The organism is Nocardia sp. NBC_00881, assembly GCF_045207455.1.
Classification (GTDB): domain Bacteria; phylum Actinomycetota; class Actinomycetes; order Mycobacteriales; family Mycobacteriaceae; genus Nocardia.
On record NZ_CP108798.1, the window covers coordinates 5,302,770 to 5,327,317 of the forward strand.

Annotated in this window: 23 protein-coding genes and 1 riboswitch; of the genes, 8 read left to right on the plus strand and 15 right to left on the minus strand. The window is 66.9% G+C overall.

Annotated features, from left to right (window positions below):
• Positions 1 to 252 precede the first annotated feature (252 nt).
• Entirely contained in the window at positions 253 to 1,020 is a 768-nt protein-coding gene (locus tag OH799_RS22605; protein WP_406282389.1) for an HAD-IIA family hydrolase, read from the plus strand.
• A gap of 22 nt (positions 1,021 to 1,042) precedes the next feature.
• On the opposite strand, the gene OH799_RS22610 is transcribed toward OH799_RS22605, so the two are convergent.
• Positions 1,043 to 1,486: a MarR family winged helix-turn-helix transcriptional regulator gene (locus OH799_RS22610; protein ID WP_406267508.1), complete on the minus strand. Its 444-nt coding sequence runs from the start codon at positions 1,484 to 1,486 to the stop codon at positions 1,043 to 1,045.
• A 67-nt stretch (positions 1,487 to 1,553) separates the two neighbouring features.
• Positions 1,554 to 2,195 carry a type 1 glutamine amidotransferase family protein gene (locus OH799_RS22615; RefSeq protein WP_406267511.1) on the minus strand — a complete coding sequence of 214 codons (642 nt, stop codon included), beginning with the start codon at positions 2,193 to 2,195 and terminating at the stop codon, positions 1,554 to 1,556.
• Positions 2,196 to 2,336: 141 nt separating this feature from the next.
• Here OH799_RS22615 and OH799_RS22620 point away from each other — a divergent pair, with 141 nt between their 5' ends.
• Complete coding sequence (locus tag OH799_RS22620; protein ID WP_406267514.1) at positions 2,337 to 2,789, plus strand: RpiB/LacA/LacB family sugar-phosphate isomerase; 453 nt, start codon at positions 2,337 to 2,339, stop codon at positions 2,787 to 2,789.
• A gap of 39 nt (positions 2,790 to 2,828) precedes the next feature.
• Here OH799_RS22620 and OH799_RS22625 read toward each other — a convergent pair whose 3' ends face one another.
• The 3 genes from OH799_RS22625 to OH799_RS22635 form a co-directional block, all read right to left on the minus strand.
• Positions 2,829 to 4,043 carry an O-succinylhomoserine sulfhydrylase gene (locus tag OH799_RS22625; protein WP_406267517.1) on the minus strand — a complete coding sequence of 405 codons (1,215 nt, stop codon included), beginning with the start codon at positions 4,041 to 4,043 and terminating at the stop codon, positions 2,829 to 2,831.
• Positions 4,040 to 4,456 carry a rhodanese-like domain-containing protein gene (locus tag OH799_RS22630; RefSeq protein ID WP_406267519.1) on the minus strand — a complete coding sequence of 139 codons (417 nt, stop codon included), beginning with the start codon at positions 4,454 to 4,456 and terminating at the stop codon, positions 4,040 to 4,042. The genes OH799_RS22625 and OH799_RS22630 overlap by 4 nt, the downstream gene beginning before the upstream one ends.
• Positions 4,457 to 4,470: 14 nt before the next feature.
• Positions 4,471 to 4,587: riboswitch (SAM riboswitch) on the minus strand.
• Positions 4,588 to 4,650: 63 nt separating this feature from the next.
• Positions 4,651 to 5,100, minus strand: coding sequence for a hypothetical protein (locus OH799_RS22635; RefSeq protein ID WP_406267522.1), 450 nt, complete (start codon positions 5,098 to 5,100; stop codon positions 4,651 to 4,653).
• Positions 5,101 to 5,478: 378 nt separating this feature from the next.
• Here OH799_RS22635 and OH799_RS22640 point away from each other — a divergent pair, with 378 nt between their 5' ends.
• Complete coding sequence (locus OH799_RS22640; protein WP_406267525.1) at positions 5,479 to 6,942, plus strand: FAD-dependent oxidoreductase; 1,464 nt, start codon at positions 5,479 to 5,481, stop codon at positions 6,940 to 6,942.
• An 84-nt stretch (positions 6,943 to 7,026) separates the two neighbouring features.
• Positions 7,027 to 7,902 (plus strand): amidohydrolase family protein, encoded by an 876-nt coding sequence (locus tag OH799_RS22645; protein WP_406267528.1) that lies wholly within the window; start codon positions 7,027 to 7,029, stop codon positions 7,900 to 7,902.
• A gap of 29 nt (positions 7,903 to 7,931) precedes the next feature.
• Here the strand turns inward: OH799_RS22645 and OH799_RS22650 are convergent, their stop codons facing one another.
• The 3 genes from OH799_RS22650 to OH799_RS22660 all read right to left on the minus strand — a co-directional run bounded on the left by OH799_RS22650 (position 7,932) and on the right by OH799_RS22660 (position 11,080).
• Positions 7,932 to 8,429 carry a DUF456 domain-containing protein gene (locus tag OH799_RS22650; protein WP_357259470.1) on the minus strand — a complete coding sequence of 166 codons (498 nt, stop codon included), beginning with the start codon at positions 8,427 to 8,429 and terminating at the stop codon, positions 7,932 to 7,934.
• 167 nt (positions 8,430 to 8,596) lie between these two features.
• Positions 8,597 to 10,084 carry an aminotransferase class V-fold PLP-dependent enzyme gene (locus OH799_RS22655; protein WP_406267531.1) on the minus strand — a complete coding sequence of 496 codons (1,488 nt, stop codon included), beginning with the start codon at positions 10,082 to 10,084 and terminating at the stop codon, positions 8,597 to 8,599.
• 414 nt (positions 10,085 to 10,498) lie between these two features.
• Positions 10,499 to 11,080: a methylated-DNA--[protein]-cysteine S-methyltransferase gene (locus OH799_RS22660; RefSeq protein WP_406282392.1), complete on the minus strand. Its 582-nt coding sequence runs from the start codon at positions 11,078 to 11,080 to the stop codon at positions 10,499 to 10,501.
• 245 nt (positions 11,081 to 11,325) lie between these two features.
• Here OH799_RS22660 and OH799_RS22665 point away from each other — a divergent pair, with 245 nt between their 5' ends.
• Positions 11,326 to 12,831 (plus strand): PLP-dependent aminotransferase family protein, encoded by a 1,506-nt coding sequence (locus tag OH799_RS22665; RefSeq protein ID WP_406267534.1) that lies wholly within the window; start codon positions 11,326 to 11,328, stop codon positions 12,829 to 12,831.
• 328 nt (positions 12,832 to 13,159) lie between these two features.
• Here the strand turns inward: OH799_RS22665 and OH799_RS22670 are convergent, their stop codons facing one another.
• Together OH799_RS22670 and OH799_RS22675 are read right to left on the minus strand one after the other, a co-directional pair.
• Complete coding sequence (locus OH799_RS22670; RefSeq protein ID WP_406267536.1) at positions 13,160 to 14,257, minus strand: CaiB/BaiF CoA transferase family protein; 1,098 nt, start codon at positions 14,255 to 14,257, stop codon at positions 13,160 to 13,162.
• 109 nt (positions 14,258 to 14,366) lie between these two features.
• Positions 14,367 to 15,818, minus strand: coding sequence for a peptidoglycan DD-metalloendopeptidase family protein (locus tag OH799_RS22675; RefSeq protein ID WP_406267538.1), 1,452 nt, complete (start codon positions 15,816 to 15,818; stop codon positions 14,367 to 14,369).
• Between the two features lie 124 nt (positions 15,819 to 15,942).
• Between OH799_RS22675 and OH799_RS22680 the strand changes: the two genes are divergently transcribed.
• Entirely contained in the window at positions 15,943 to 16,569 is a 627-nt protein-coding gene (locus tag OH799_RS22680; RefSeq protein WP_406282395.1) for a serine hydrolase, read from the plus strand.
• Between the two features lie 17 nt (positions 16,570 to 16,586).
• Here the strand turns inward: OH799_RS22680 and OH799_RS22685 are convergent, their stop codons facing one another.
• The 4 genes from OH799_RS22685 to OH799_RS22700 all read right to left on the minus strand — a co-directional run bounded on the left by OH799_RS22685 (position 16,587) and on the right by OH799_RS22700 (position 21,515).
• Positions 16,587 to 16,919 (minus strand): ArsR/SmtB family transcription factor, encoded by a 333-nt coding sequence (locus OH799_RS22685; RefSeq protein WP_406267541.1) that lies wholly within the window; start codon positions 16,917 to 16,919, stop codon positions 16,587 to 16,589.
• A gap of 94 nt (positions 16,920 to 17,013) precedes the next feature.
• The gene (locus OH799_RS22690; RefSeq protein ID WP_406267544.1) at positions 17,014 to 17,301 is read right to left on the minus strand and encodes a hypothetical protein; all 288 of its coding nucleotides are present in this window, start codon (positions 17,299 to 17,301) and stop codon (positions 17,014 to 17,016) included.
• A gap of 203 nt (positions 17,302 to 17,504) precedes the next feature.
• Complete coding sequence (locus OH799_RS22695; protein WP_406267547.1) at positions 17,505 to 20,108, minus strand: LuxR C-terminal-related transcriptional regulator; 2,604 nt, start codon at positions 20,106 to 20,108, stop codon at positions 17,505 to 17,507.
• A 117-nt stretch (positions 20,109 to 20,225) separates the two neighbouring features.
• Positions 20,226 to 21,515 (minus strand): adenylosuccinate synthase, encoded by a 1,290-nt coding sequence (locus OH799_RS22700; protein WP_406267550.1) that lies wholly within the window; start codon positions 21,513 to 21,515, stop codon positions 20,226 to 20,228.
• A gap of 279 nt (positions 21,516 to 21,794) precedes the next feature.
• On the opposite strand from OH799_RS22700, the gene OH799_RS22705 reads away from it, so the two are divergent.
• Positions 21,795 to 22,454, plus strand: coding sequence for a hypothetical protein (locus OH799_RS22705; protein WP_406267552.1), 660 nt, complete (start codon positions 21,795 to 21,797; stop codon positions 22,452 to 22,454).
• On the plus strand, positions 22,451 to 23,233 hold the full coding sequence (locus OH799_RS22710) for a site-2 protease family protein (protein WP_406267555.1): 783 nt from the start codon (positions 22,451 to 22,453) through the stop codon (positions 23,231 to 23,233). The genes OH799_RS22705 and OH799_RS22710 overlap by 4 nt, the downstream gene beginning before the upstream one ends.
• Positions 23,234 to 23,350: 117 nt before the next feature.
• On the opposite strand, the gene OH799_RS22715 is transcribed toward OH799_RS22710, so the two are convergent.
• Positions 23,351 to 24,454, minus strand: coding sequence for an FUSC family protein (locus tag OH799_RS22715; protein ID WP_406282397.1), 1,104 nt, complete (start codon positions 24,452 to 24,454; stop codon positions 23,351 to 23,353).
• Positions 24,455 to 24,548 lie beyond the last annotated feature (94 nt).

Genomic DNA, 24,548 nt, shown 5'->3' on the forward strand with positions numbered 1-24,548 from the left:
GAGTGAGATCGCCGTGGCCGTCCCGCTCGCCTCGATGGCCATGAGCCGAAGTGCCGCGGGTCCGACCAGTTCAACGGTGCGCCGGGCCTGTGGCAGGTGCCGAGTCCGACGCATGCGCCGGATTCGTGGCAGGGCGCGGCGGTCGGGTTTCCGACCGGCGCTCGTCGTTCCGACCGGCGTCGCAGAACGCGATAGCGGATAATCGGCCGGGTGACCGCAGATGACGAACCGATCCTGTCCTACCTCACCGATATGGACGGGGTGCTGGTGCACGAGGACCATCTGGTGCCCGGCGCCGACGAGTTCCTCGCCGAGCTGCGTGCCAACGAGACGCCGTTCTTGGTGTTGACCAATAATTCGATCCGCACGCCGAGGGACATGCAGGCACGACTGCGCCACTCCGGTCTCGACATCCCGGAGGAGGCGATCTGGACCTCCGCACTGGCCACCGCCACCTTTCTGAACGAGCAGCGGCCCAACGGAACCGCCTACGTGGTGGGTGAATCCGGGCTGACCACCGCGCTGCACGAAATCGGCTACGTGCTCACCGACAGCGCACCGGACTATGTGGTCCTCGGCGAAACCCGGACCTACTCCTTCGAGGCGATCACCACGGCGATCCGGCTGGTCGAGCGCGGGGCCCGCTTCATCGCTACCAACCCGGACCCCACCGGCCCTTCCCGTGAGGGCTCGCTGCCCGCGACCGGTTCGGTGGCCGCGCTGATCACCCGCGCCACCGGTCGCGACCCGTACTACGTCGGCAAGCCGAACCCTCTGATGATGCGTTCGGCGCTTCGCCGCATCGGCGCCCACTCCCAGTCCACCGTGATGATCGGCGACCGGATGGACACCGACGTCATCTCCGGCCTGGAAGCGGGCATGCGCACCATCTTGGTCACCACAGGCATCTCCACCCGCGAGTCCTTCGAGGCGTACCCCTACCGGCCGACCATGGTGGTGGATTCCGTCGCCGACCTCGTCGGGCGAACCAAGTCCCCGTTCACCACTCGATTCGGATAGGCATGAGGGCGCGAAGCATGCCCTAGTCCTCCGTGATCGCGTCCAGCGCGGCGGAGAGCTTCGTGAGCACTTCGACGGTCAGCGCGAGCTGTCGCGGACCGATTTGGGACGCAAGGCGTTTCGCCATCACCGCGTGTTGCGGGTTGACGCGGCGGACGGCGGACAGACCCTCCTCGGTAGCGGCGACGAGTTTCGCGCGGCGGTGCGCGGGGTTGGGACGGTATTCGGCAAGCCCCTTGTCCACCAACAGGTCCGCGATGCGCTGCACGCTCTGGCGCGTGATGCCCATCTCGCGTGCGATACCCGCGACCGACAGCGGTGTGTGCAGTACCGCACCCAACACCTGCCACCAGGCCGCGGTCAGACCCGCGGGTCGGGCCAGTTCCTCGGCGACCGCGAGGAACTGGCCGTTCAAACGGAACGACGTGATCGCTGCTGTGCTGAACAGCTCCTGCTCACCGGCCATGATTCACCTCCCGACGCGTACCGCACGGCGATTCGGCGGATCGACCGGGTCGCCGTGCGATTCTTCCTCATCCGACCTGCGCCGCCCGCCGCGCCTCGTACTCCGCGAGCACTGCGTAGCCTGCCGGATCTGCATGCGCGAACAGTCGGTACCAGCCGTCGAGAACGTGCGGCTCATATATGCCGAGCCTGCCGAGCACCTCGCGCGCGAATTCGAACGGCGCGCTCGCGCTCGCCGTGATCACATCACCATCGGTGACGGCGGGCTCGCTCACATAGTGATCGCCGCCCGAATAGCCGCTGTAGAGCAGGTATTCCGCGACGTTGCTCGTGTGTCTGCGGGTATCGAGCAGACCTTCCTTGGCCAGCCCGAAGGTGGCGCCACAGATGGCGGCGACCGGAACACCCGCCGCTACGAGTTCACGCGCCTTGCGCGCGAACGGCACCAGCTCCGCACCCTCCCAGGTCTCGGCGCCGGGCAGGATCAGCATCGCGCTGTCGGCGGGCGCCAGGTCGGCGAGCACGACGTCCGGCACGATGCGCATCCCGCCCATTGTCGTGATCGGCTCCGCGGCCAGGCCGACCGTCTTGACCTGCCACGTCCCCGGCTCCCGGTGCCAACTCGACTTGTTGATGTGCGCTGTGGCCGCACCCACCTCCCAGTCGGCCAGGGTGTCGTAAACGGCCAGGTGAACTGTCTTCGTCTGCATGACAGTATGTTGTCATATTTGACAGCATACTGTCAATATTGCTGCTGCCGTCGGGTTCCGCTGTGGCTGAGCCCGCAAAACCCAGAAGCATCGGCCGGACACCCACCACGCAGTGACGAGAAGGCGCACTACGCTGGGAACATGCGAATTTCGGTGGCGGCGGACGAGCGGATAGGCGTGGCGGAGGAGTTGGTCGGCGAGTTGGGCAGGCGCGGGCACGAAGCCGTGCTGCACGGCGCACTGTCCGACGCCGAACGCGACGACTGGGCCTGGGCGACCGAGGCCGCCGCACGCGATGTCGCGGCCGGCCGCACCGACCAGGCCATCGTCTGCTGCTGGACCGGCACCGGCGCCTCGATTGCGGCCAACAAGGTCGCGGGCATCCGCGCGGCACTCTGCACCGATGCCGCGACCGCGGCAGGCGCCCGCACCTGGAACGACGCGAACGTCCTCGCTCTGAGCCTCCGTTCGACCTCGAGCGCCGAACTCCGCGAAATCCTCGACGCGTGGTTCACCACCGAACCGAGCGGCACCCCCGAAGACCAGGCGAACATCGCCCATCTCACCAAGATCGAGCACACCACCACCACCTGACCCTGCAGGGGCCCGTTGGGCACATGCGGTGCGTGCGGGTCAGGCCAGTGCTCGGTCGAGATCGCCGAGCAGGTCTTCGACGTCTTCGAGACCTACCGAAATGCGCAGGACGCCGTCGGAGAGGCCGATGGTGGCTCGACCCTCGGGGCCCATCGCGCGGTGGGTTGTGGTGGCGGGATGGGTGATCAGGGATTTGGCGTCGCCGAGGTTGTTGGAGATGTCCACGATCCGAAGCCGGTTCAGCACCTCGAAAGCGCGCTTCTTCGCCTCGTTTTCGGGCGCCTTCAGCTCGAAGGTGACCACGGTGCCGCCCGCACTCATCTGACTGGTGGCCAGAACATGCTGCGGATGTGATTCCAGGAATGGGTACTTCACCCAGCTGACGGCCTTGTTGTCCGCCAGGAATCGCGCGATCCGCAGCGCCGACTCCGCCGAATGGCGCACTCGCAGCGGCATCGTTTCCAGCCCTTTGAGCAGCGTCCACGCATTGAACGGGCTCAGCGCCGGCCCAGTATGACGCATCAGCGTTTTCACCGGACCGTCGATGTAGTCCTTGGCACCGAGGATGGCACCGCCGAGCACCCGGCCCTGGCCGTCGATGTGCTTGGTACCGGAGTAGACCACCACGTCGGCACCGAGTTCGAAACCGCGTTGCAGCAGTGGTGTGGCGAAGACGTTGTCCAGCACCACTTTCGCGCCCGCCGCATGTGCCAGCTCGGTCACCCTGCGTACATCGACCAACGTCTGCATCGGGTTGGCGGGCGTCTCGAAGAACACCGCCTGGGTGGGCACCGACAGCGCCTGCTCCCACTGGTCCAGATCCTCGCCGTCGACGAAGACGGTCTCCACGCCCCAGCGCGGCAGGATCTCGTCGCACACCACGAAGCAAGAGCCGAACAGGCTGCGCGCGGCGACGAGTCGATCACCGGCGCCGAGCAGCGCACCGAGGGCGGTGAATACCGCCGACATTCCGCTCGCGGTCGCGAAACACGCTTCGGCGCCGTCGATCAGCCGCATCCTCTCCTCGAACATGGCGACCGTCGGGTTGCCGTAACGGGAGTAGACGAAGTGCTCGACGTCGCCGGTGAAGGCGGCCTCGGCGGCCTCCGCGCTTTCGTAAACGAAGCCGGAGGTCAGGTAGAGCGCCTCGGCGGTTTCCTCGAAACCCGAGCGCCGCAGCCCACCCCGAACACCGAGCGTCGCGGGACCGACGCCCTCGGGCAGCGGGCGGTCGAACGCACCGCCGGTGATCACGACTGCCGCCAGGGAAGTCCTAGGGCACGCCAGCCGGAGCCGCCGCGATGCCCGAACTCGTCGAGCGGACCTTCGAAGCCTTCGAGCACGTTATAGGAGGTGTGATAGCCCGCGGTGGTCGCGGCGACAGCCGCGCCGATCGAACGCTGGCCGGAACGACACAAGAACACGACCGGAGCGTCCGGGGTGTGGTCCACCAGGGCCTGCTTCAGCTGCTCGACGAACGCTTCGTTGCGCGCGCCGGTGGAGTCGACCCACTCGATAAGCACCGTCGGCCGATCGATCGAACTCGTATCGGGGATGCCGACAAATTTCCATTCGGCTTCCGTCCGCACGTCGACCAAGACGGCTTCGGGATGATCCCGCAAAACTTCCCACGCCTGCTGGGGAGTGATATCACCGGCATAACTCATGTGCACCTCCTGCGTATCCGCACTTGCCGCGCTCGGGTTGAAGCGACGGCCGGGTCGTCACCCGGAGCACCCCACCGCGGAGGAGGGTTGCCGACCAGTAATGCCGGGGCTTGACACTGGTTCTCATGACCTTCGACTGAGATTGCACCGACGCGGGTCGCCATGTCAAACGATTGTTCGCACTGCGGTAACGGTCAGTTGCAGACCAGCCACTTGTCGCCGGATCTGGTCAGATTCCAGGTCGCCGTCGCCTCGTTGCCGTCGACCTTTGTGGTCACGGTCGCCTTGCCCTTGTCGCCGTCCCTCATCGGATTGTCGAGTTCAGTGATCTCGACGGACTTTCCGGGCCCCGCCTGTCCGGCCAGCGGCGAACGCGCGGAATCGAAGCCCTGGCAGGCGGTGCCGGGCGGCGGCACCGTGTCGGTGTTGTTGGAGCCCTCGACGAAGTTACGGACCGCCGCGACGATCCGGTCGGAATCTGTGACATTCTTCTCAGTCGGCGACAGCATCCCGCCGAGCACGATCGCGACCAGCACGACTACCGCGACCGCCGCGGCCGCGGCGAAAGGAACCGCGGAGCGGTTGTCGGTCTGATCGACCTGGATGATTTCGTCCTCGCCCGCGGTCGGCTGCTGCTCGGTCATGACACGATGATCCCTGGTCGGTGCCGGTATCGAGCGCTCGGGCCCCCTTCGGGACACGCCTATTGCTCGACGGAGACCGGACGGTCGCTATAGCGCGCGCAGGAACGGGTAGCCGGTGATTGTGACGTTCGATGGCATCCACCCGGTTCACGCACCGGCGCGGGGAGGCATCGGCCACCCCGATAGAATCGCGGGACTGCGGCCAGCTGTCATCGCCAATCGGCAGCTCGTCGTCGCAGTGAACCGGGCACCGTGCAGACCCGAGCCAGCATCGCCGGTGTCGGCACCGACAGGGTGCAACCAAGCCAGTGCGTCAACTTAGCCTAAGCTAAGGACCGACGTCGTTAATTGTTTCGACCATAAGGGTGCGCGTAAGAGATGACCGAACAGAGTGCAGGATCAACAAGCGGTGTACGCGGGCCCTCCGTGGTGACGCAAGCTGCCTCCTCCGGGCCTGACGCGCACACCGCCGAGACTCGCCCGCTCCGCATCGCGATCGTGGGCGCCGGACCGGCCGGGATCTACGCCGCCGACGCGTTGATGAAATCCGACGCAGAGGTGAGCATCGACCTGTTCGAGCGCATGCCCGCGCCGTTCGGGCTGATCCGCTACGGCGTCGCACCGGACCATCCGCGGATCAAGGGCATCATCACCGCCCTGCACAAGGTGCTCGACAAGCCGCAGGTGCGGCTGCTCGGCAACATCGACTACGGCACGGACATCACCCTTGATGACCTGCGCATCTTCTACGACGCGGTGATCTTCTCCACCGGAGCCAACGCCGACCGCGCCCTGGACGTCCCCGGCATCGGCCTGGATGGTTCGTTCGGCGCGGCGGACTTCGTGTCCTGGTACGACGGACATCCCGACGTGCCGCGCACCTGGCCACTGGACGCGGAGAAAGTCGCGGTCCTCGGCGTCGGCAACGTCGCACTCGACGTGGCGCGGGTGCTGGCCAAGACCGGCGACGAGCTGCTGCCCACCGAGATCCCGCCGAACGTCTACAAGGGGTTGAAGAACAACAAGGCCGTCGAGGTCCACGTCTTCGGCCGCCGCGGACCCGCTCAGGCCAAGTTCACCCCCCTCGAGCTGCGCGAGCTCGACCACTCCCCGACCATCGAGGTCATCGTCGACCCCGAAGACATCGACTACGACGAAGGCTCCGAAGCCGCGCGCCGCCACTCGAAGCAGGTCGACATGGTCGCCAACACCCTCGAGCAGTGGGCCATCCGCGACGTCGGCGACCGACCGCACAAGCTGTTCCTGCACTTCTTCGAGTCCCCGTCCGAGGTGCTCGGCGAAAACGGCAAAGTTGTGGGCCTGCGCACCGAGCGCACCCAGCTCGACGGCACCGGCAACGTCAAAGGCACCGGCGTGTTCAAGGACTGGGACGTGCAGGCGGTGTACCGCGCCGTCGGCTATCTGTCGCAGAACCTGACCAACCTGCCCTTCGACGACCAGGCCGGCACCGTCCCGAACGAGGCCGGTCGCGTGATCGCCGACGAGAACGCCGACGGCGCCGACCGCTACCTGCCTGCCACCTACGTCACCGGCTGGATCAAGCGCGGTCCCGTCGGCCTGATCGGCCACACCAAGGGCGACGCCAACGAGACTGTGGCCTGCCTGCTCGACGACAGCGTGCGCTTCACCCCGGCCGCCGAACCGGAGCTCGACGCCGTCACCGAGTTCCTCGAGGGCAAGGGCATCCCGTTCACCACCTGGCAGGGCTGGTACCGCCTGGACGCCCACGAGCGCGCGCTCGGCGAGCCGGAGGGCCGGGAGCGGGTCAAAGTCGTCGAGCGCGAGGACATGCTCCGTGCCAGCGAGCCGCACAAGGTCTGACCACCCCGGCGGGATCAGCTCCGCTGCCGCGGCAACCACCGCAGTGCGGCAGCGGAAAGTCCGACACTGAGGCATTCTGTACAAGTGTTCGATGCCCACCTGCACATCTTCGACCCGCGGTTCACGCTGGCCGAGAACGAGGGCTACCTGCCCGACCCGTTCACCATCGCCGACTACCGAAAGCGCATGGCGCGCTTCGATGTCGGCGGCGGCGCCGTGGTCAGCGGCTCGTTCCAGGGCACGGATCAGAGCTATCTGAAGGCCGCCCTGGCCGAACTGGGCGAGGGCTGGGTCGGCGTCACCCGCCTAGACCTGGACGCCACCGACGAGGAGATCATCGAGCTGGACCGCATCGGTGTGCGCGCGCTGCGGTTCAACCTCAAGCGCGCCGCCGCCGACATCACCGGAATGACGCTCCAGGCGTTGCGGGCATACGAGCTGGTCGGCTGGCACGTCGAGGTCTACATCGACGGGACCATGCTCGCCTCGCTGCAACCGGTCATTTCCAAGCTGCCCGCGCTGTCGGTCGACCATCTCGGCATGTCGGAAGAGGGTCTGCCGTTCCTGCTGGATCTCGTCGACCGAGGGGCGCGGGTCAAGGCCACCGGTTTCGGCCGGGTCGCGATGAACGTCGCCGACACGCTGCGCCGCATCCACGCGGTGAATCCCGAAGCACTGATGTTCGGCAGCGATCTCCCCGGCACCCGTGCGGGCCGCCCATTCGAGGACTCGGACGTCGACCTCCTCTGCGATGTGGTGGGCACCGACATGTACCCGGTACTGGAGGACAACGCGCGCGCCTTCTACCGGCTCCCGGCCCGCGAGCGCGTCATCCCCCCCGACCCGGCCCCAACACTGCCGCTGTACCGTCCCGAACCGCCGACCCTCCGGCTGCACCGTGAAGAACTCCCCGAAGCCCAAGCGGGAGATACGATTCCGTTCCCCGCCATCGAGCGATAGCGGTCGTGACGACCGCGCCTGTCATTCGCTCAGGCGACGATGACGCCGACGACCCAGACACCGGTCGCCAGCAGCGCACCGAAGAGTTCGATGAGCATGGACAGACCGACACCCTTCAGCGCGTGCACCGTTGCCTGCCAAGCCTGTTGACCGATACGCAGGCGTTGGAGTTCCGAAAGGTAGACGCCGAGCACGAAACCGACAAATAGGCCGACCACCGGTATCACGAAGAACCCGACGATGCCGAGGATCGCGCCGACGAAGACCGCACGATTGGACACACCCGCTTCCTTCATATTGCGGCCCGGCCAGGTGTACTTGATGATCCCGGAAATCACGAGCAGCGCCGCGCAGATTGCGAAGACGATCCACGCCGTAGCGCCGCCGGTGAGAAAGGCCCAGACTGCGATAGCACCGAAGATCAGGATGACGCCCGGCAGGATCGGAACGATGATTCCGACGAGGCCGACCAGGATGGCAAGGCCGGCGAGTAGGGTGTACCACCCCTGATCTGAGAATGTTTGCACAGATCGAGCCTATGTCCTGCGTGCGACTATGAGCGACGCCGCCGAGACAACGGCTCACGTCGATGTCGTCCGTTCTCCGTGCCCGGCGCCGCGCGCTGCCTAGGCGGTGTGAATCCGATGTTGGACAAAACCTTCCTCGCGATGAGTACGTCTCGCCGCGAGCCCGGTCAGCATCGTTCCCGAGGTCGCAGGCCGTCCACTGTCGCGGGCCTGTTCCGGTACGTGTCTTCGGCGAAACCGATGAATCGCTCGACGTCCTGGATATTCGACGGTGTACCGAACGAGACCCGGATGGCGCCGCCGCTCGGCAGACCGAGCACTGTGACGTATTCATCGATGGTCGGGAGGCGTGCCCCGAACAGGCGCCGCAATATGGGCAGCTGGATATCGAAAGCCCCCTCGCCCGCACCTGGGTTGCAGAAGCAACCTGTGCGGATGGAGAAGCCCGCTGCCGCGGACTCGGTGGCAACCAAGCGCTCGTCGACGACGATACCGTCCGGGTCGAGGAAATTGAACGTGACCGTGCCCCCGCGGCGGACCGTGTCTTGCGGTCCATAGATCTTGATCATCGAGGCACCGTTGTCGTGTGTCAGCGATCGCAGCCGATCGAGCAACCAACCGGTCAGACACACGACCCGGCGGTGCACCAGGTCGACGCCGATTTCCCGCAACCAGCCGATCCCGAATGTCACATCGGGAATGGACAGGAAATTCAGCGTCCCGTCTTCGTAGGCACTTTCGTCGTCGGTCAGCATATGCCAGTCACCCTGAACGCTCACGGCCGCAATAGTGCCGCCCGCGAACCACGGCCTGCGCAGCCTGGCCAGCGCCTCCCGGCGTGCGACCAGGCATCCGACCCCGGTCGGGTAGCCGAAGAGCTTGTACCAGCTGATCGGCACGAAATCGGCTCGTACGACACTCAAATCCAGTTCGTTGGTGGGAAGATACGCGGCTGCGTCCAGCAGTACGTCATAGCCGTGCCGGTGCGCCAGCTCCACCCAGTCCAGCGGATGTTGAACTCCGGTGAAATTACTCTGCGCCGGAAAGGCGAACAAACCGCGCCTACCCGGCTCACCCTTCCGGTACACCCCGGAGAATCGTGGCCGTGTGCGATTGCTCAATGCGGCACGCACAGCCTCATCCGTCGTTCGCAGATCGGGCGTTCCGATCGGAACATGCACCACCTCGGCTCGTTTCGCCTTGGCGAATTCTCGCATTCCGATAATGGAGTTGTGGTTGTCCGAGGTCATGACGAAGTGCGAACCACGCGCGAACGGATAGGCCTCTCCGATGATCCGGCAGGCCGAACTCGCATTGGCAGTGAAGATCGCGCAATATTCGTCAGGCGAGGCGTTGAGGTGCGCAAGCACCGCACGACGTGCCTGGTCTACCAATTCGGTCGCGGCCCGCGAGGTCGGATTCTCCGAATGCGGGTTGCCGAAACAGTTTTCGGAAAGCCGATCCTGGTGCGATCGGTATTGTGCTGTCGCGGCGAGCCCGGCTCCCGCGTAGTCGAGGTATACCAGACCGTTCTGGTCCAGGTACGAGTACTGCTCCTTGCGTATCCGATCGAGCGAACTGGTGGACGCGTAGTCGGGATATACGGCAAGGAATTCCGCTGGGGCGTCGGCTGACTGCACACTGGTCTTGTTCATTACTGGTTCCCTTCTGTCGGAACGTCAGCCGGGCCGTGTCATACCGACAGCGGTTTCCCTGCGTCAGCTGCCGTGGTGGCACAGATGTCCGAATCGCTCCGACCGGAGCAGACGCGCACCCGAGGCAATCGGCGCCCGAGAACATGTCGACGGGTACCGCGGCGGCGTCTTCGAAAACTCATCCGACTCTCCTGATCGAGACGTCGAAACCCCTGGTCAGTACTGCATTCCATGCGCGCAGATGGACGCTACACCGAACGCGCAGCGAGTTGTCGGGCCAGGTTGCCAAGGGTGGGAACGACCGCTCACGGCGGCTACGCATTCCACGATCTGAACTCGTCCACGCAGACAACGCACCTATCGGCGGCGGGTTGCCGTAGGGGCTGCCGGCTTCGAAGAGGGTCTGGAGGGAACTCAGAACAGCGTCGGCTCGCCGAACCCAGAGGTGCGCTCGATTGCCAGAAGCCGTTGTTTGGTGTCGATCCCACCGGGCGCGGAGAATCCGTGCAGCGCATGGTCGGCGGCGAGTACGCGGTGGCATGGGATGATGAGCGGAATCGGGTTGCGGCCCAGGGCCTGTCCGACGGCCTGGGCTGCGCCTGGTGCGCCGACGCGGTCGGCGACTTGGCCGTAGCTGAGAGTGTGGCCGGGATCGACGGCGCGTGTTACGTCGTAGACGGCGCGATGGAACTGCGGAATTTCACCGGTGTCCAGCGGAATCCAGCGCAAGTCGTCGAGCTCGCCTGCGAGGTGGGCATGGATCGCAGCGATGGCCTCGGCGATCACGCCGGTGGGTTTCTCTTCGCGAACCTCCTCGTCCAGGTGTCCGGCGCGACGGCGAGCGATACGTGCCAGGGTCGCTGCCGGGCTCGCCTCGGGGAGCTGGAATCGGATCACCGTCGCGCCACGCCACGCGATCGCGCAGTGGCCGATGGCGGTGTCGAACAGCGTCGCCGCGGTGGGGAGGTTGATGGCCCCCACACGGCCGGGCATCATGGCCTCGGCGGCAAGGCGAGTGAAGTCACTCATGCTGCAAGTCTGCACCGGGCGACCGACAAGTTCGAAAAGGTCCGTCCAGTTATCCGAGACTGGCCTTGGATGCGCCTCCGGGTGACCCGATCGTCAGCGGCTCCGCCTCGGCCTTGTCGCAGTTGATCCGCGGTGGCGGGGATGGCCATGTCATACAGCGTGCGCCCAACTGGCCTTGCCAATAAATATCCAATCAGTCAATACTGGCCTGTATGGCGACGAGAGTGATCGGCGCGGGCAGCTTGGCTCGCGATCTGGGTCGGTGGCGGAACGTGGACAACGGCGAGGGCGATTCATCCGCTCGGCGGTCCGCGCGTCCGGCGTACCTGGCGCTCGCCGAAGGCATCCGGCTGCTGATCCACGACGGGCGCGCGCCGTTGGGAGTCGCACTGCCCAGCGAACGAGATCTCGCCGCCACCCTGGCGGTCAGTCGCACGACCATCACGTCCACTTACGCGCTGTTGCGGGAGCACGGCTACCTGATCAGCAGGCAGGGCTCGCGCAGCACCGTGGCGCTGCCACGCGATGTGCAGCACGACGGCATCAAGCCGGCCAGGAGCATCCTCGCCACGATGGCGCCGCCCGAACTGCCCACCATCGACATGACCTACGCTGCCATGGCTGCCCCACTCGAGATGCAGGAAGCGTATTCGACTGCGCTGCACGGGATTCCGGCGTATCTCGGCACACACGGCATGGACCCGGTCGGTGTGCTCGCGCTGCGCGAGGCGATCGCCCGCCGCTACACCGCGCGCGGCCTGCCGACCGCCCCGGACCAGGTCCTGGTCACCCTCGGCGCGCAGCACGGACTTCGTCTGCTGCTGAACGTGCTCACCGCACCCGCCGCCCGCGTGCTCATCGACCACCCGACTTATCCGAACGCCATCGAAGCGATTCGGGACGTCGGCGCTCGCCCGGTGCCGGTGCCGCTGCGGCCCGAGGACCCGGTGACCCGCTGGGACCTCGATGGAATCCGCAGCGCCGCGCGGCAAACCGCGGCCACACTGGCCTACCTCGTGCCGGATTACAACAACCCGACCGGCCTGCTGCTGGACGCCGACGGCCGTGCCGAGCTGGCTGCCATCGCCAGGGAGACCAGGATGACTGTCGTGATCGACGAGTCCATGGCGGATCTCGGACTCGGCGACGAAGTACCGCCACCTCCGGTCGCGGCGTTCGCCAAGGGCGCCGAGATCGTCACGATCGGCTCGGCGTCGAAATCGTTCTGGGGTGGTCTGCGCGTCGGCTGGATTCGCACCAACCAGTCGCTGATCACCAAACTGCTCGGCATCCGTTCCACGGTCGACCTCGGCACTCCCGTCATGGACCAGTTGGCCACCGTCCACCTGCTCGAGCACGCGGACGTCATCCTCGACCGGCGCCGCGACCAATTGCGTTCGCAGCGTGCCGCTCTGCTCGATTCCCTCGCCGAGGAGCTGCCGGACTGGCGCGTGACCGTCGGTGCGGGTGGCATGTCGGTGTGGGCGCAGCTGCCGAGCTCGGTGTCGACCGCGCTGGCCGCCACGGCGCCCAATCACGGCGTATTGCTCGCGGCGGGGCCGAGATTCGGCGTGCAGGGCGCGTTCGAACGGTTTCTGCGGCTGCCGTTCACGCACCAGGAACCCGAATTGCGCTTGGCGGTCAAGGGTATTGCCTCCGCCTATGCGGCGCTGACGCCACGTGCCGCCGATCCGTTGACGCCGCTGACCTGCTACTGATGGCGGGATGTCCGCGGAGGGCCTTGGCCGGCGGCACTTCCCCTCCGAGCGCCGCCGGGCACGACCGGCCCGCCACCCCTCGGGGCTGGCCCTCGTCATGCGCGGGCGGCGTGCAGAAGGCTGCACGGCGCCGAGGCCTCCAGCAAGCAAGGCGGTCAAGCAGCGGACCGGACGGTTGCCCGTCACGATCAGCTGCGCTCTAGAGCCGCCTGCTCGCCGACAGTATGGCAGGCACAGTGCCGTACTGTCGAACCGGTTGGTATGTTAAAAATTTGATCATCTGCGCAGATCAGCAGATGCCGCGGTGCCCTGGCATCCCGCTCGATGCTCAGTCGGCCCACACCGACTCGATGGACGTGGCCGTGGTCGGTGGTGGGGTGGGGATGCCGTTCGGGGTGCGAGAGAACCGGGGCGCCGGGGCATGCTGGGTGATGTCGTCCAGCTCCAGCAGCGAGCCGCGGGCCGAGATGTGCTCGTTCTTCGTCGCCTCCGCGAAGGTGAGGACAGGCGAGACGCAGGCGTCGGTCCCGACGAAGATCTCGGTCCACTCGTCGCGAGTCTTAGCCCGGAAGCGTTCGGCGAACAGCTTTTTCAACGTCTCCTGGCCGGCCGGGTCGAGCTGGAAGGGCAGACCCTCCGGATCTATCTCCAGTCCGGCGAGCAGCTGCGCGTAGAACTGCGGCTCGATCGCGCCGACCGCCATGTACTTGCCGTCGCCGGTTTCGTAAGTGTCGTAAAACGACATTCCGGTGTCGAGTAGGTTCACACCGCGCTCGTCGGACCAGGCGCCGGCTCCGCGCATTCCCCAGATCATGTGCGAAAGGGCAAGGGCGCCATCGACCATCGCCGCGTCGATCACCTGCCCCTTACCCGAGGTCTGTCGCTCCACCAGTGCGGCGAGGATGCCGAATACCAGGAACATCGAGCCGCCGCCGAAGTCGCCCACCATGTTCAGCGGCGGGACCGGGCGCTCACCCTTGCGGCCGATCGCGTGCAGCACGCCGGTGATGGAGATGTAGTTGATGTCGTGTCCGGCACGGTCGGCCAGTGGACCCTCCTGACCCCAGCCGGTCATCCGGCCGTAGATCAGGCGGGGGTTGCGAGCGAGCGCGTCGTCCGGGCCGATGCCCATCCGCTCGGTGACGCCGGGACGGAAGCCTTCGATCAGCACATCTGCCTTCTCGACCAAGCCCAGCACCTTCTCGAGATCGGCGGGGTCCTTGAGGTCGGCCTCGACGATGGTCCGTCCGCGCAGCTGCGCCCGGTCGAAACCGCCGGGCAGCTGGCCCGCGCGCTGCACCCGCACTACGTCGGCGCCGAGATCGGCGAGCAGCAGTGCGGCGTGCGGACCGGGGCCGATACCGGCCAGTTCGATGACTTTGATGCCCGCGAGCGGGCCATGCGCGGCGGTGGATGAAGTGCTCACGCCTACCTCGGTTCGTCGTTGCTCCAGGGCACCGGTGCCGGTGCGTCCTCCCGACGCGAACGGGAGGGCGTATTGACAGTACGACAATAACGACGGTTGGCGCCGCGTGTCACACTCGTACGCCGTTTGCCGCCAGATAGGCCGTGGGCTCGATGGAGCGCCCATTGCGCCGAACTTCGTAGTGCAGGTGGTTACCGGTGGAGTTGCCGGTGGACCCGACGGCGCCGATCACGGTGCCTGCCGGGATCCGGTCGCCGGGCTTGACGCGGATGCTGCCGGCGGTTTGGTGGGCATAGATGGTCTCGGTGCCATCGGCGGAGCGGATGCGCACGTGGTATCCGTAGCCATCGCCCGCATTGCCCGCCTTGACAACAGTGCCACCGGTAACGGCGTAGATGGGGGTCCCCGCGGGGGCCGCGAGGTCGAGGCCGCCGTGATGCTTGCCATTGCGAGGGCCGTAGTGGGAGCTGATTCTGTATTTCCCCGGATCGAGAGGTGCTCGGGGTCGGCCATCACCCGGCCGCGTCGCGCCGGCTCCCTCCGTTCGTTTTCCAGCTATTCCGTTGAGGTACTGGGCGGTGAGCCGGTCGACCATCGCGGCGGTTTCGGTTGCGTTGGCGGCCCCGCCACCGACGATCTTTTGGGCTTTTTCCAATGCAGCGGTGAGGATTTGGTGCACTTTCCGCTGACCATCTTTGGTATAGGCGTTGGGGCCGAGCTCGGCGAGTTGGACGTTGACCTCGCGGAGCAACTTGATGACCGCTTGCCGGTCGGCTTTGTTGAATCCGGCCAGATTCGAGACGTATCTCGCGAGATCGTTGTCCAGGTCGTTGAACGCCCTCGCCACGTTCTTCTGGAACAGAGCCCTTGCCCTGATCGCGGTCGCCCCGGCACCCGAGCCGCCGGCTCCGCCGGGTCTCGACCCCAAGCCATCGGTGCCCGACGGGGTGCCGTCCTTGCCGTAAAGGGCCGCCAGGGTTTCCAACGTGTCCAACGCCCGTTGAGCCTCTGGGGAAAGCCCGCCTCCGGCGGGTGCGGCGGCAGTGGATCCGGATCCAGCACCCGATCCGCCGCCGGCTAGACCGGCCAGCGCTGACGCCAACATCGGCAGTGCCATCAAGGCCATCGAACCGGCCGTCATGGCGGCAGGCGCGAGGTCTGCGATGGTCTCCGGGTCGATCCCGGGCGGCGGTGGCGCTGCGGTCGGAGGTGCGCCAGCCGGCGGTGCGGTCACGCCGGAAGGTACCGCGGCGCCGCCGGGCGGCGGCGCCGCGGCAGCGTTAGGTGCGGGTCCCGGCACACCGTTGGCCGGAGGTGCCGCCGGGCCCACCGCCGGTACGGCTTGGGTGCGTGCGCCTGAATTCGGTGCCGCGCCAGGTCCGCCGAGCACGTTTCGTGCCAGATTCGCGATAGCCGGGACTGCCTGGGCAACGAGGTCGGGCTGTTTCCGGTCCGTGATCGATGTCGATGGCCCATGCGCCTCGGGCTCACCGTCGCTGGTGCCGCTGTCTGTCGCCGCACCGTCGTCCGCGACCAGGTGCGCCACCTCCCCACTAGTCACGACCACCTCCACATGCCCAGAACCCAACCGGCACGTCTCCCGCCCGAGCGCTGGTGCCAAGATCGATTGTGACTTATCGGACATCGGCCCGATCTTCATAGCTGGGAAATAGGAGCTCGGCGGAATCAATACCGCGCAGCGACTTTGGCGATCATTCCTCCGACAATCAGATACGACGGCTCTCGATCCCGATTGTCGCCGTGGCCGTGGCCGTGTCCCACGGACCGGCGCGGTTGACCGACGAGATCAGCATCCTGCCGGCGATAACCGGACCATGGGTCGGCCCGCGAAATCGCCATCCAACGGCCACGGTGCGGTATCTTCCGGCGGTGCGGGGCTGGTGTCCACGGGCGACGATTACGCCCGGTTCGCCCACATGCTGCTCGGCAATGGGCAATTCGACGGAGTGCGGGTGCTGTCGCGGCAGCTGGTCGAAGCGATGACCACCGATCATCTGACCGAGCGGCAACGTGCCGAGCCGCCGTTCGCGCTACCCCTCGGCCAAAATCTGTGGGCCGAGCACGGCTTCGGCTACGGACTGCGCGTGCGCACCCGCCAGAGTGGCGCCGGGCCCAGCGTCGGAACCCTGTCCTGGCCGGGCGGCCTCGGAACCGCCTGGTATGCCGACCCGCACAAGGATGTGGTTGCCCTGCTGCTGCTTCAGTCCCAGAACCTCATCGTCGCCGCGGACTGGCGCAGCACGATCGGCGACGACTTCCGCACCCTCACCGCACGGGCGCTCGAGGACTGACAGCACGCAGATGCCGGTCACAACATCTCGGGCGCGGTGTCGAGGATGGCATCGAGCAGACCGGGGAAATGGGTGTCGAGATCGTCACGGCGCAGGCTGAGCATTCGGCGTGCCCCGCGGACACGTGCCCGCAGCACCCCGGCCTCCCGCAACACGCGCTGGTGATAGGAGAATGTCGAGCGGCCGATGGTCAGGCCCGCGCGCTGCTGCAGCTCGGTACACGCTACCTCCTCGGTGAGCGCCAATACCCGAACCGCCGTCAGTCGCGCCGGATCCGACAGCGCCGCAAGCACTTTCGACAGCCGCAGTTCTTCCGCAGCTGGATGCGCTTCATCGATGACCACGCTCATGCCCGCAGCCTAGCCACGAACCAGCGTTATGTCGGGGATTATCGTACTATTCGATAGTCGTCGACATATGCTGGCCGTCCGAGCAGCACGCCGCTCAGTAGATCGGGTGTTCGCGATAGAAATCGCAGGCTTCCCCGGTGATGTAGCCGTCGGCGCAACCGAAATACGTCTGGATGCAGGCGTTCGACGAGCACCCCAATTCGATCAGCTTCTGCCTGATCCGAACGTTGCGCTCCTGCGGAGTCTCCGACCGCGGCGTCGCCGATACCCGGCTCGTCGCCGACGGCGAACCGGGTATCGGCGCCTGCTGCCCGCTCGAGCAGCCGAGCGTGAGCGCCATCCCCGCCGCAACCGAACATACGCCGATGAAAATCCGCACCATCCGTCCCAACTACCGAAGAAACCCTGGTCGCGTCAGCCTAACAACCAGTTCGCCCCGGCGAGCGGCACAGGGCCGAGACAAGCGCGAGTGCCACACCACGGCCGTTGGTGATCGAGGCAGGTGCCGGGACCGGGATACGCGCTGGTAGGACCCGCACCCTGCCACCAGGCATGCTCAGTCGGTGGCGGAAGACGCGCGCGACCTCACCCCATTGCGGATTCGCCGCGCATCAGGGCGCCGAGGGATTCGCGGGCGGTGACGTCCATCTTGATGCAGGCGCGGTAGAGATGCCCCTCCACCGTGCGCACCGAGACGGTGAGACGGTCGGCGATCTGCCGATTGGACAGCCCCGCGGCGACAAGATTCGCGATCTCGCGTTCCCGCGCGGTCAACGGCAACGGCTGAGCGGCGTGCCGCAGGGCGGGCGTACTCGCTCCGCCACAGGCGGCGGCGAGGCGGTTCGCCGCGGCGGCGGACTCCAGCATCCTGCGCCGGTCCCCGGCCCGCTCGTGTGCCGAGGAGGCCTGAGCCGCGGCGTCGGCCGCCGACAGCATCGCGCCGATGCGCTCGAATTCCGCCACGGCGGCGTCGAGTCCGGGGCCGTCGTGTGTGGCGAGGGCTATCGCGTGTCGTGCCTGCGCCTGCACCAGCCGTCCCTCCACCCGGGACGCCAGGTCGGCCAGCCGTCCTGCCACGGAGTGATCACCGAACCGGGCCGCGGTATGCAGCGCCATGGCCTCGATCGCATGCTGATGCGCGCGTGCTGCCGCGTCGGCGGCGCCGATAGCGATTCGGACGGCTGGGGTGACGGTGCCTTCGGCGGCAGCCTGCCAGGCACGGGCGATTTCGAGCTGAGGCTCGTAGACCGCACTGTGCCGTCCCCCACGCGCGGTGGCGTCCGCGATCGACTCGGCCGCCTCCGCGGCGCGGCCGAGCGCCGAATACGCCTCGGCCAGACGAATTCTCGCCGGAAACATCCAAGCGGCTGCGCCTTCGGCTATCAGCGCGGCCAGCGCCTGTTCCAGATGCTCGATGGCGACCAGGAACCGGCCCTGCGCCACGTCGACGGTGCCTTGCAGAATCTTCGACATGCCCCAGGCCAAGTATTGCCCCGGCGCGGAGTAGCCGAAATAGGCTCCGGCACAATGCCGTGCGGCCTCGAGATCGCCGGTGAAGGTGAGCGCGAGCACCTCCGCGTGCGTGGACATGAAGCGGTTGAGGCCGTCGATGTGCTCTTCCACCGCGTGACCGCGCGCCGCGTACTCCTTGGCCGCCTCGCCCTTGCCCATCAACGCCAGTGCGAGGCCGCCGCCGAACGCGGCCCACCACACCGCCCACGGCGGCGCGCCTTCGGTGGTCATGACCGTTTCCGCCTCGGTGAACGCGTGGTCGACGCGGTTCTCGTTGACCGCCGACGCCGAGGCGAGACCGATGAAGATCGCGGCGATCTTCGGATGCTTCACCCTGCCGCGCAACAGCGTCAGCACTTCGCCTGCGCGGTCGGCATCGCCCATGGCCCACAACAGATTCGCCACCCTGGTGCTGCCCCAGCGCGCTAGCTGCACCTCGTCGAGCTGGTCGGGGTCGAAGCCGGCCAACGTGCGCTCGGCCTCGATCCGATGCCCCTGCCACAGCAGGGCGCGCGCCAGCAGGTCGGCGGCCTCCACGCCGCCGCGCCGCTCCACCGCGGCCCGCGCGAAACGTTCGGCCAGTGGCAGATTCGCCAAACCGATCGCGTCGGCGGCGGCCGCTTCGAGCAATTCCAGATCCGCGGATTTATCACTGTCCAAGGCCAACTCGGCCAGCCGGATCCGGTCGGCGGCGGAATTGATCGCACGTTCTTTGAGCGAGGAGTACAGGCGGCCACGCAATCGTCGTGCCGAGGCGATGCCGAGCCTGCGCCGGATCACCTCGCCGAACAGCGGGTGGTTGTATCGCACGGTGAGCTGACGCGAACTCTCCACTACCCGGATCACGCCGCGGTTCTCGGCGGCTTCCACCGCATCCTCACCGGCCAATTCGGCGAGCACATCGAGATCGATCGGCTCGCAGAAGGTCAGCAGTTCCAGCACCCTCAGCACCGGATCGGGCAGCTGCTCGACCCGATCCTCCAGCAGCGCGGCCAGTTCCGAGGTCACCGCGGCCCTGCCGCGGAGCTGCCACACACCGTTCACCTGGCGCAGTGTGCCCGCCTCCAGCGCTCCCTCGACCAAATGCTTGAGGAACAGGGCATTTCCGGCGGAGGACTCCCACATCAGGTTGGCGGTAAATCCTTCCAGCTGCCCGCCGAGCATCGACTCCACCAGCTTCACGCTCTGCCGCTGGCTGAACGGGCGCAGATCGATGCGCATCAGATGCCCGTCTTTCCACAGCGAGGTGACCGCGTCGGGCACCGGCACGCCGCTGCGGACGGTGACCACGATGTGCGCGGCCTTGTCGATGGCCAGCTGCAACAGCAGGGCGGCCGAGAGCTGGTCGAGCAGGTGGGCGTCGTCCACGCCGATCACCGTGTGCCCATCGGCGAGCAGTGCCTCGCGAGCGGCGGACATGAACGTCACCGGATCGTGCGCCGTGGAGACGCCGACCATATGCGCGAACACCCCCAGCGGAATGCTGCGTGCCGACTCGGTGCCCGCCACCCAGCGAATATTGCCGCCGATCGCGGAGCTGGCATGCCGGGCCAGGGTGGTCTTGCCCACCCCGGCATCTCCGGTAAGCACCACCCCGACATATTCGGGCCCGGTCAGCGCCGCGCGGATCGCCTCGAATTCGCTGTCGCGCTCGATCATCGGCCGGTTCCGAGCCATGCGCTTACTGTAGTTCTTCACCGATCATGGTCGAAGCCGATGAACTATGAAGCGGCACGGGAATTTCGTGCGATCGGGGCCGAAATTCCGCTCTACCGTGGGGAATTCGAACAGGTTCTAGCCGAGGACATCGTGCCGGACGATCGTCTGATCCCGGCCGGGACCGACACCGACACAGGAAATGCGGGCGCCGGCCAGCTCCTCCAGACGCAAAACGTACGCCTGTGCGTTCGCCGGCAGTTCCTCGAAGGTGCGCGCGCCGGAGATGTCCTCCCACCAGCCTGGCATCTCCTCGAAAATGGGCTTCGCGTGGTGGAATCCAGTCTGGGTGGTCGGCATCTGCTCGACCCGCTCGCCGTCCACGTCATAGGCGACGCAGATCGGCACCGTCTCCAGGCTGGACAGAACGTCCAGCTTGGTGAGGAAGTAGTCGGTGATGCCGTTGACCCGGGTGGCGTAGCGGGCGATCACCGCGTCGAACCAGCCGCAGCGCCGCGCGCGGCCGGTGGTGACGCCGACCTCGCCGCCGGTCTTGGCCAGGTATGTGCCGAACTCGTCGAACAGCTCGGTCGGGAACGGACCGGAGCCGACCCGGGTGGTGTAGCACTTCAGGATGCCGAGCACGGTATTGATCCGGTTGGGCCCGACGCCCGCGCCGACCGCCGCGCCGCCGGAAGTCGGGTTCGATGAAGTGACGTATGGGTAGGTGCCGTGGTCCACGTCCAGCAGGGTGCCCTGGGAACCCTCCAGCAGCACCGTCTCCCCGCGCTCCAGCGCCAGGTTCAGCCGCAGCCGGGTGTCGGCGATCCGGTGTTTGAAGCTGTCGGCCTGCGTGAGCACCTCGTCGACCACCTGCTGCGGGTCGAGCGCGCGGCGGTTGTAGATCTTGACCAGCACCTGGTTCTTGAACTCCAGCGCGGCCTCGACCTTCTGGGTGAGGATCTTCTCGTCGAGCACGTCTGCGACGCGCACGCCGACGCGGGCGACCTTGTCCTGGTAGCAGGGGCCGATGCCGCGGCCGGTGGTGCCGATCTTCTTGTTGCCGAGGAAGCGTTCGGTGACTTTATCGATGGCCACGTGGTACGGCATGATCAGGTGCGCGTCGGCGGAGAGCAGCAGGCCGGAGGTGTCCACGCCGCGCTCTTCCAGCCCGGCCAGCTCCGCGAGGAGTACACCGGGGTCGATGACGACGCCGTTGCCGATGACGTTCGTCACGCCGGGGGTGAGGATGCCGGAGGGGATCAGGTGCAGGGCGAAATTGTCCCCGTTGGGCAGTACCACGGTGTGTCCGGCATTGTTGCCACCTTGGTAGCGAACCACCCACTGCACCCGGCCACCGAGCAGATCGGTTGCTTTGCCCTTACCTTCGTCACCCCATTGGGCGCCGATGAGGACGATTGCCGGCATTGTCGTGTCTCCTACGGTTCGACAGGCAACACTGGTGTGTGTTGCAGCTACCTGCCGTACTGAGGCGGTGGCCGGAAGCACAGTCTAGCCGACCCATCCGAAGCGGCGTCGCGTCGGATCTCGCCGTAGTCTCGACAACGGTGTGGTCAGAGCCGGGCAGGGCTATGGTTGCACGGCACGCCGAGCGGCAGCGCGGCGTCAACCGGAGCGGACCACAGGGGGTTCGCCCCTGCGAGGGCCCGACGGTGTCGGCTCGAACCGAGGAGGGTGTACGGCAGCTTGAGTACCCATGTTCTCCGCTGCGCCGGCGCACCCGTACCCATCGCGCTCGCGGCGCTGCCGACTACTCAAACGGGCGCCATCCCCGACACCGCCGAGATCGACGAACTCCTTCCCGTGCTGGCCGCCGACAGCCTGCCGCGCCTGATCGTGCTCGGTGAGGATGCCGCGCTGGCCGCGGTGCTCACCCATCTGATGCGCACCGAGCGGCTGCACGTGGAGATCGGCTACGTGCCGGTCGACAAGACCTACGGCTCGCGCGTCTACCAGACCGGCACCGGCAACGCCGCCGCCAAGCGGGCTCTCGAGGGCCGTGCCACCGAGACGCCGCTGGTCAGGGACGACACCGGCACGGTCCTGGTCGGTCGCGCGGTGCTCACCGGCGTCGGCGGGAAAAAGCTGGAGGGCGAGGCCTATGTCGATGACACCCAGCTGTTCTCCGGCAAGGTGACGGCCATGCTGGTCTCACCGACCTTGGAGCTGCCGGGCATACAGGCGGCCGTACAGAAGGGCATCCGCAGGCGCCGCTGGCTAGAGGGCCGGGCGGCGCAACTCGGCACCCCGGGCGCGATCGTGACCAGGGACGGTATCCGCACCGACCGGCCCGTGCCGCGCTCGAGCTTCTATCGCCACCGCGAATCCTGGCTGCTGATCCGATGACTTCCCCGTTCCCGATCGACCGAAGGTCGCGCGCGGTGCGGCCGAGCCCGGTGTTCCTGCTCGTGGTCATCCTCACGGTGGTCGGCGGCGTGCTGGCCTGGGACGCTCCGGTGGACTCGACCAAGGCCAAGGTCGGGGTGTTCGTACTCGTGGTGTTCGGCTGGATCGTCACGTTGTGCCTGCACGAGTTCGCGCACGCGTTCACGGCGTGGCGGGCCGGAGACCGTGAAGTGGAGCTGCGCGGATACCTGACGCTGAACCCGTTGAAGTACAGCCATCCGCTGCTGTCGATCGTGTTGCCGATGGTGTTCATCGCGCTCGGCGGTATCGGCCTGCCGGGCGGAGCAGTCTACGTACACACCCACAATGTCGCGCCGCGCACGCAACGGATCATCAGCGGCGCCGGGCCTTTCGTGAACGCGCTGTGCGCGGTGCTGCTGCTCGCGGTCGTCCGGTTCGCAGGCAGCGCGAGTGCGCATCCCGCCTTCTGGTTCGGCATGAGTTTCCTTGCGTTCCTTCAGATCACGGCAACTCTCCTGAACCTGATCCCACTGCCCGGACTTGACGGATACGGCATCGTCGAGCCATCGCTGAGCTACCGGACACGGCGCTCGCTGGATCAGTTCAAGCCGTTCGGCATGCTGATCCTGTTCGCGCTGCTGTTCACCCCCGCCATCAACCAGGTGTTCTTCGACGCGGTGTACGCCCTCTTCGAACTGTCCGGCGTTCCATCGAATTGGTCGCGATACGGCAGCTTCCTGACCCGCTTCTGGACCTGAGACCGGAGCCCCGGAGGTCGGGGATCCCGAGCCCCGTTCCGGTCGGTAGTTCCCGCTTGTGGGGCCGTTCCCTTGGACGCATGGGTGGAATGTCCGAATCTCGCCGAGTAGTCCGGCTCACGATGCCGGCGGCACGTAGGGGTTCTTGACCGTCGGGGGCAGCAGGGCCATCGCGGAAATGCGCTGCAAGCCGCACACCTGCATCAGGTCGACCAGCGTCGAACGCACCTGCGCGAACACGACGTGCGCCGAAAGTCCCGCGCCCGCTACCAATTCCGGCCGCGCCCCCTTGGCGACCGAGCGCAGCACGCGGGCGGCCTCGGCCCGGTCGGGCTGCTCGCCGGGGTCGGCGAGCATCATCCGGCGCACCACGTCGACGGCTTGGCCGAGGCGCTCTACCTCGTCGATCAGTCCGGGATGCAGGATTTCATCGTCGAGGACCAGAGTCAGCGAGCGCCGCAACAGGACTCGGGTGTTACGGACGGCGTTGTCCAGCGGGTCCGCTGTGGCCCTGATGCGTTCGAGACGGTCGCGGGAGTTCCAGTACAGCGGGGAGATCCGGCTGATCTCGCGTCCGCCCTCCAGCGTGGCGCGCAACGAGTCGATCTGTGGTTGGGTCGCGCGAACGGCGGTGAGCGCGCGGCGCACTTTCTCCTGGTCCTGCTCGAGCAGTCCGTCGGCGCACTCGGTGATCGATTTCCCCATCACGCCGAGGATTTCCGCGGCCAGCGTCCTCGCGCGGCGTACCGGATGCAATGGGATCGCGGCGACCACCACGACACCGACGAGGCCACCGACCAGCGCGTCGATCATGCGGGAGAAACCGCCGCCCGCCGAGGGCGGCAGCAACGTCGCGACCAGCACCGCGGAACCGGCCGCCTGCATCGTGATGATCGAGCCACCGTCGAGGAACACCACCACAGCCATGGCGACCGCGACCACCAGCGCGATCTGCCACACGCCGGTCCCGACGCGGGAGATGAACAGGTCGCCGATGCCGATGCCGACCGCGACGCCGACCACCAGCTCCACCGAGCGCCGCAGCCGGGCGCCGAAGGAGATACCGATCGATACCACCGCCGCCGTCGGCGCGAAGAACGGCAGCGCGTGACCGATCACGTGATGAGCCAGGAACCAGGCCAGCGCAGCGCCGACCGCACACTGGATGATCGGCAGCGCAGACCGCCGCAGCCGCGCCCATGAGGAGCGCAACCGAACCATGCTGCTCGCCTGGGCGGCGCCGAGACGAGAATTCGGGTCGAGCCCACCCGTCACCCGACCGACACCCCTCATCGAATCGCTACGCGATGCCTCG

Coding starts and splice junctions, on each gene's coding strand:
- OH799_RS22605 (WP_406282389.1), top strand. CDS start 253: ATGGACGGGGTGCTGGTGCACGAGGACCATCTGGTGCCCGGCGCCGAC.
- OH799_RS22610 (WP_406267508.1), bottom strand. CDS start 1,486: ATGGCCGGTGAGCAGGAGCTGTTCAGCACAGCAGCGATCACGTCGTTC.
- OH799_RS22615 (WP_406267511.1), bottom strand. CDS start 2,195: ATGCAGACGAAGACAGTTCACCTGGCCGTTTACGACACCCTGGCCGAC.
- OH799_RS22620 (WP_406267514.1), top strand. CDS start 2,337: ATGCGAATTTCGGTGGCGGCGGACGAGCGGATAGGCGTGGCGGAGGAG.
- OH799_RS22630 (WP_406267519.1), bottom strand. CDS start 4,456: ATGAGTTATGCCGGTGATATCACTCCCCAGCAGGCGTGGGAAGTTTTG.
- OH799_RS22635 (WP_406267522.1), bottom strand. CDS start 5,100: ATGACCGAGCAGCAGCCGACCGCGGGCGAGGACGAAATCATCCAGGTC.
- OH799_RS22640 (WP_406267525.1), top strand. CDS start 5,479: ATGACCGAACAGAGTGCAGGATCAACAAGCGGTGTACGCGGGCCCTCC.
- OH799_RS22655 (WP_406267531.1), bottom strand. CDS start 10,084: ATGAACAAGACCAGTGTGCAGTCAGCCGACGCCCCAGCGGAATTCCTT.
- OH799_RS22660 (WP_406282392.1), bottom strand. CDS start 11,080: ATGATGCCCGGCCGTGTGGGGGCCATCAACCTCCCCACCGCGGCGACG.
- OH799_RS22665 (WP_406267534.1), top strand. CDS start 11,326: ATGGCGACGAGAGTGATCGGCGCGGGCAGCTTGGCTCGCGATCTGGGT.
- OH799_RS22685 (WP_406267541.1), bottom strand. CDS start 16,919: ATGAGCGTGGTCATCGATGAAGCGCATCCAGCTGCGGAAGAACTGCGG.
- OH799_RS22690 (WP_406267544.1), bottom strand. CDS start 17,301: ATGGTGCGGATTTTCATCGGCGTATGTTCGGTTGCGGCGGGGATGGCG.
- OH799_RS22695 (WP_406267547.1), bottom strand. CDS start 20,108: ATGGCTCGGAACCGGCCGATGATCGAGCGCGACAGCGAATTCGAGGCG.
- OH799_RS22700 (WP_406267550.1), bottom strand. CDS start 21,515: ATGCCGGCAATCGTCCTCATCGGCGCCCAATGGGGTGACGAAGGTAAG.
- OH799_RS22710 (WP_406267555.1), top strand. CDS start 22,451: ATGACTTCCCCGTTCCCGATCGACCGAAGGTCGCGCGCGGTGCGGCCG.
- OH799_RS22715 (WP_406282397.1), bottom strand. CDS start 24,454: ATGGTTCGGTTGCGCTCCTCATGGGCGCGGCTGCGGCGGTCTGCGCTG.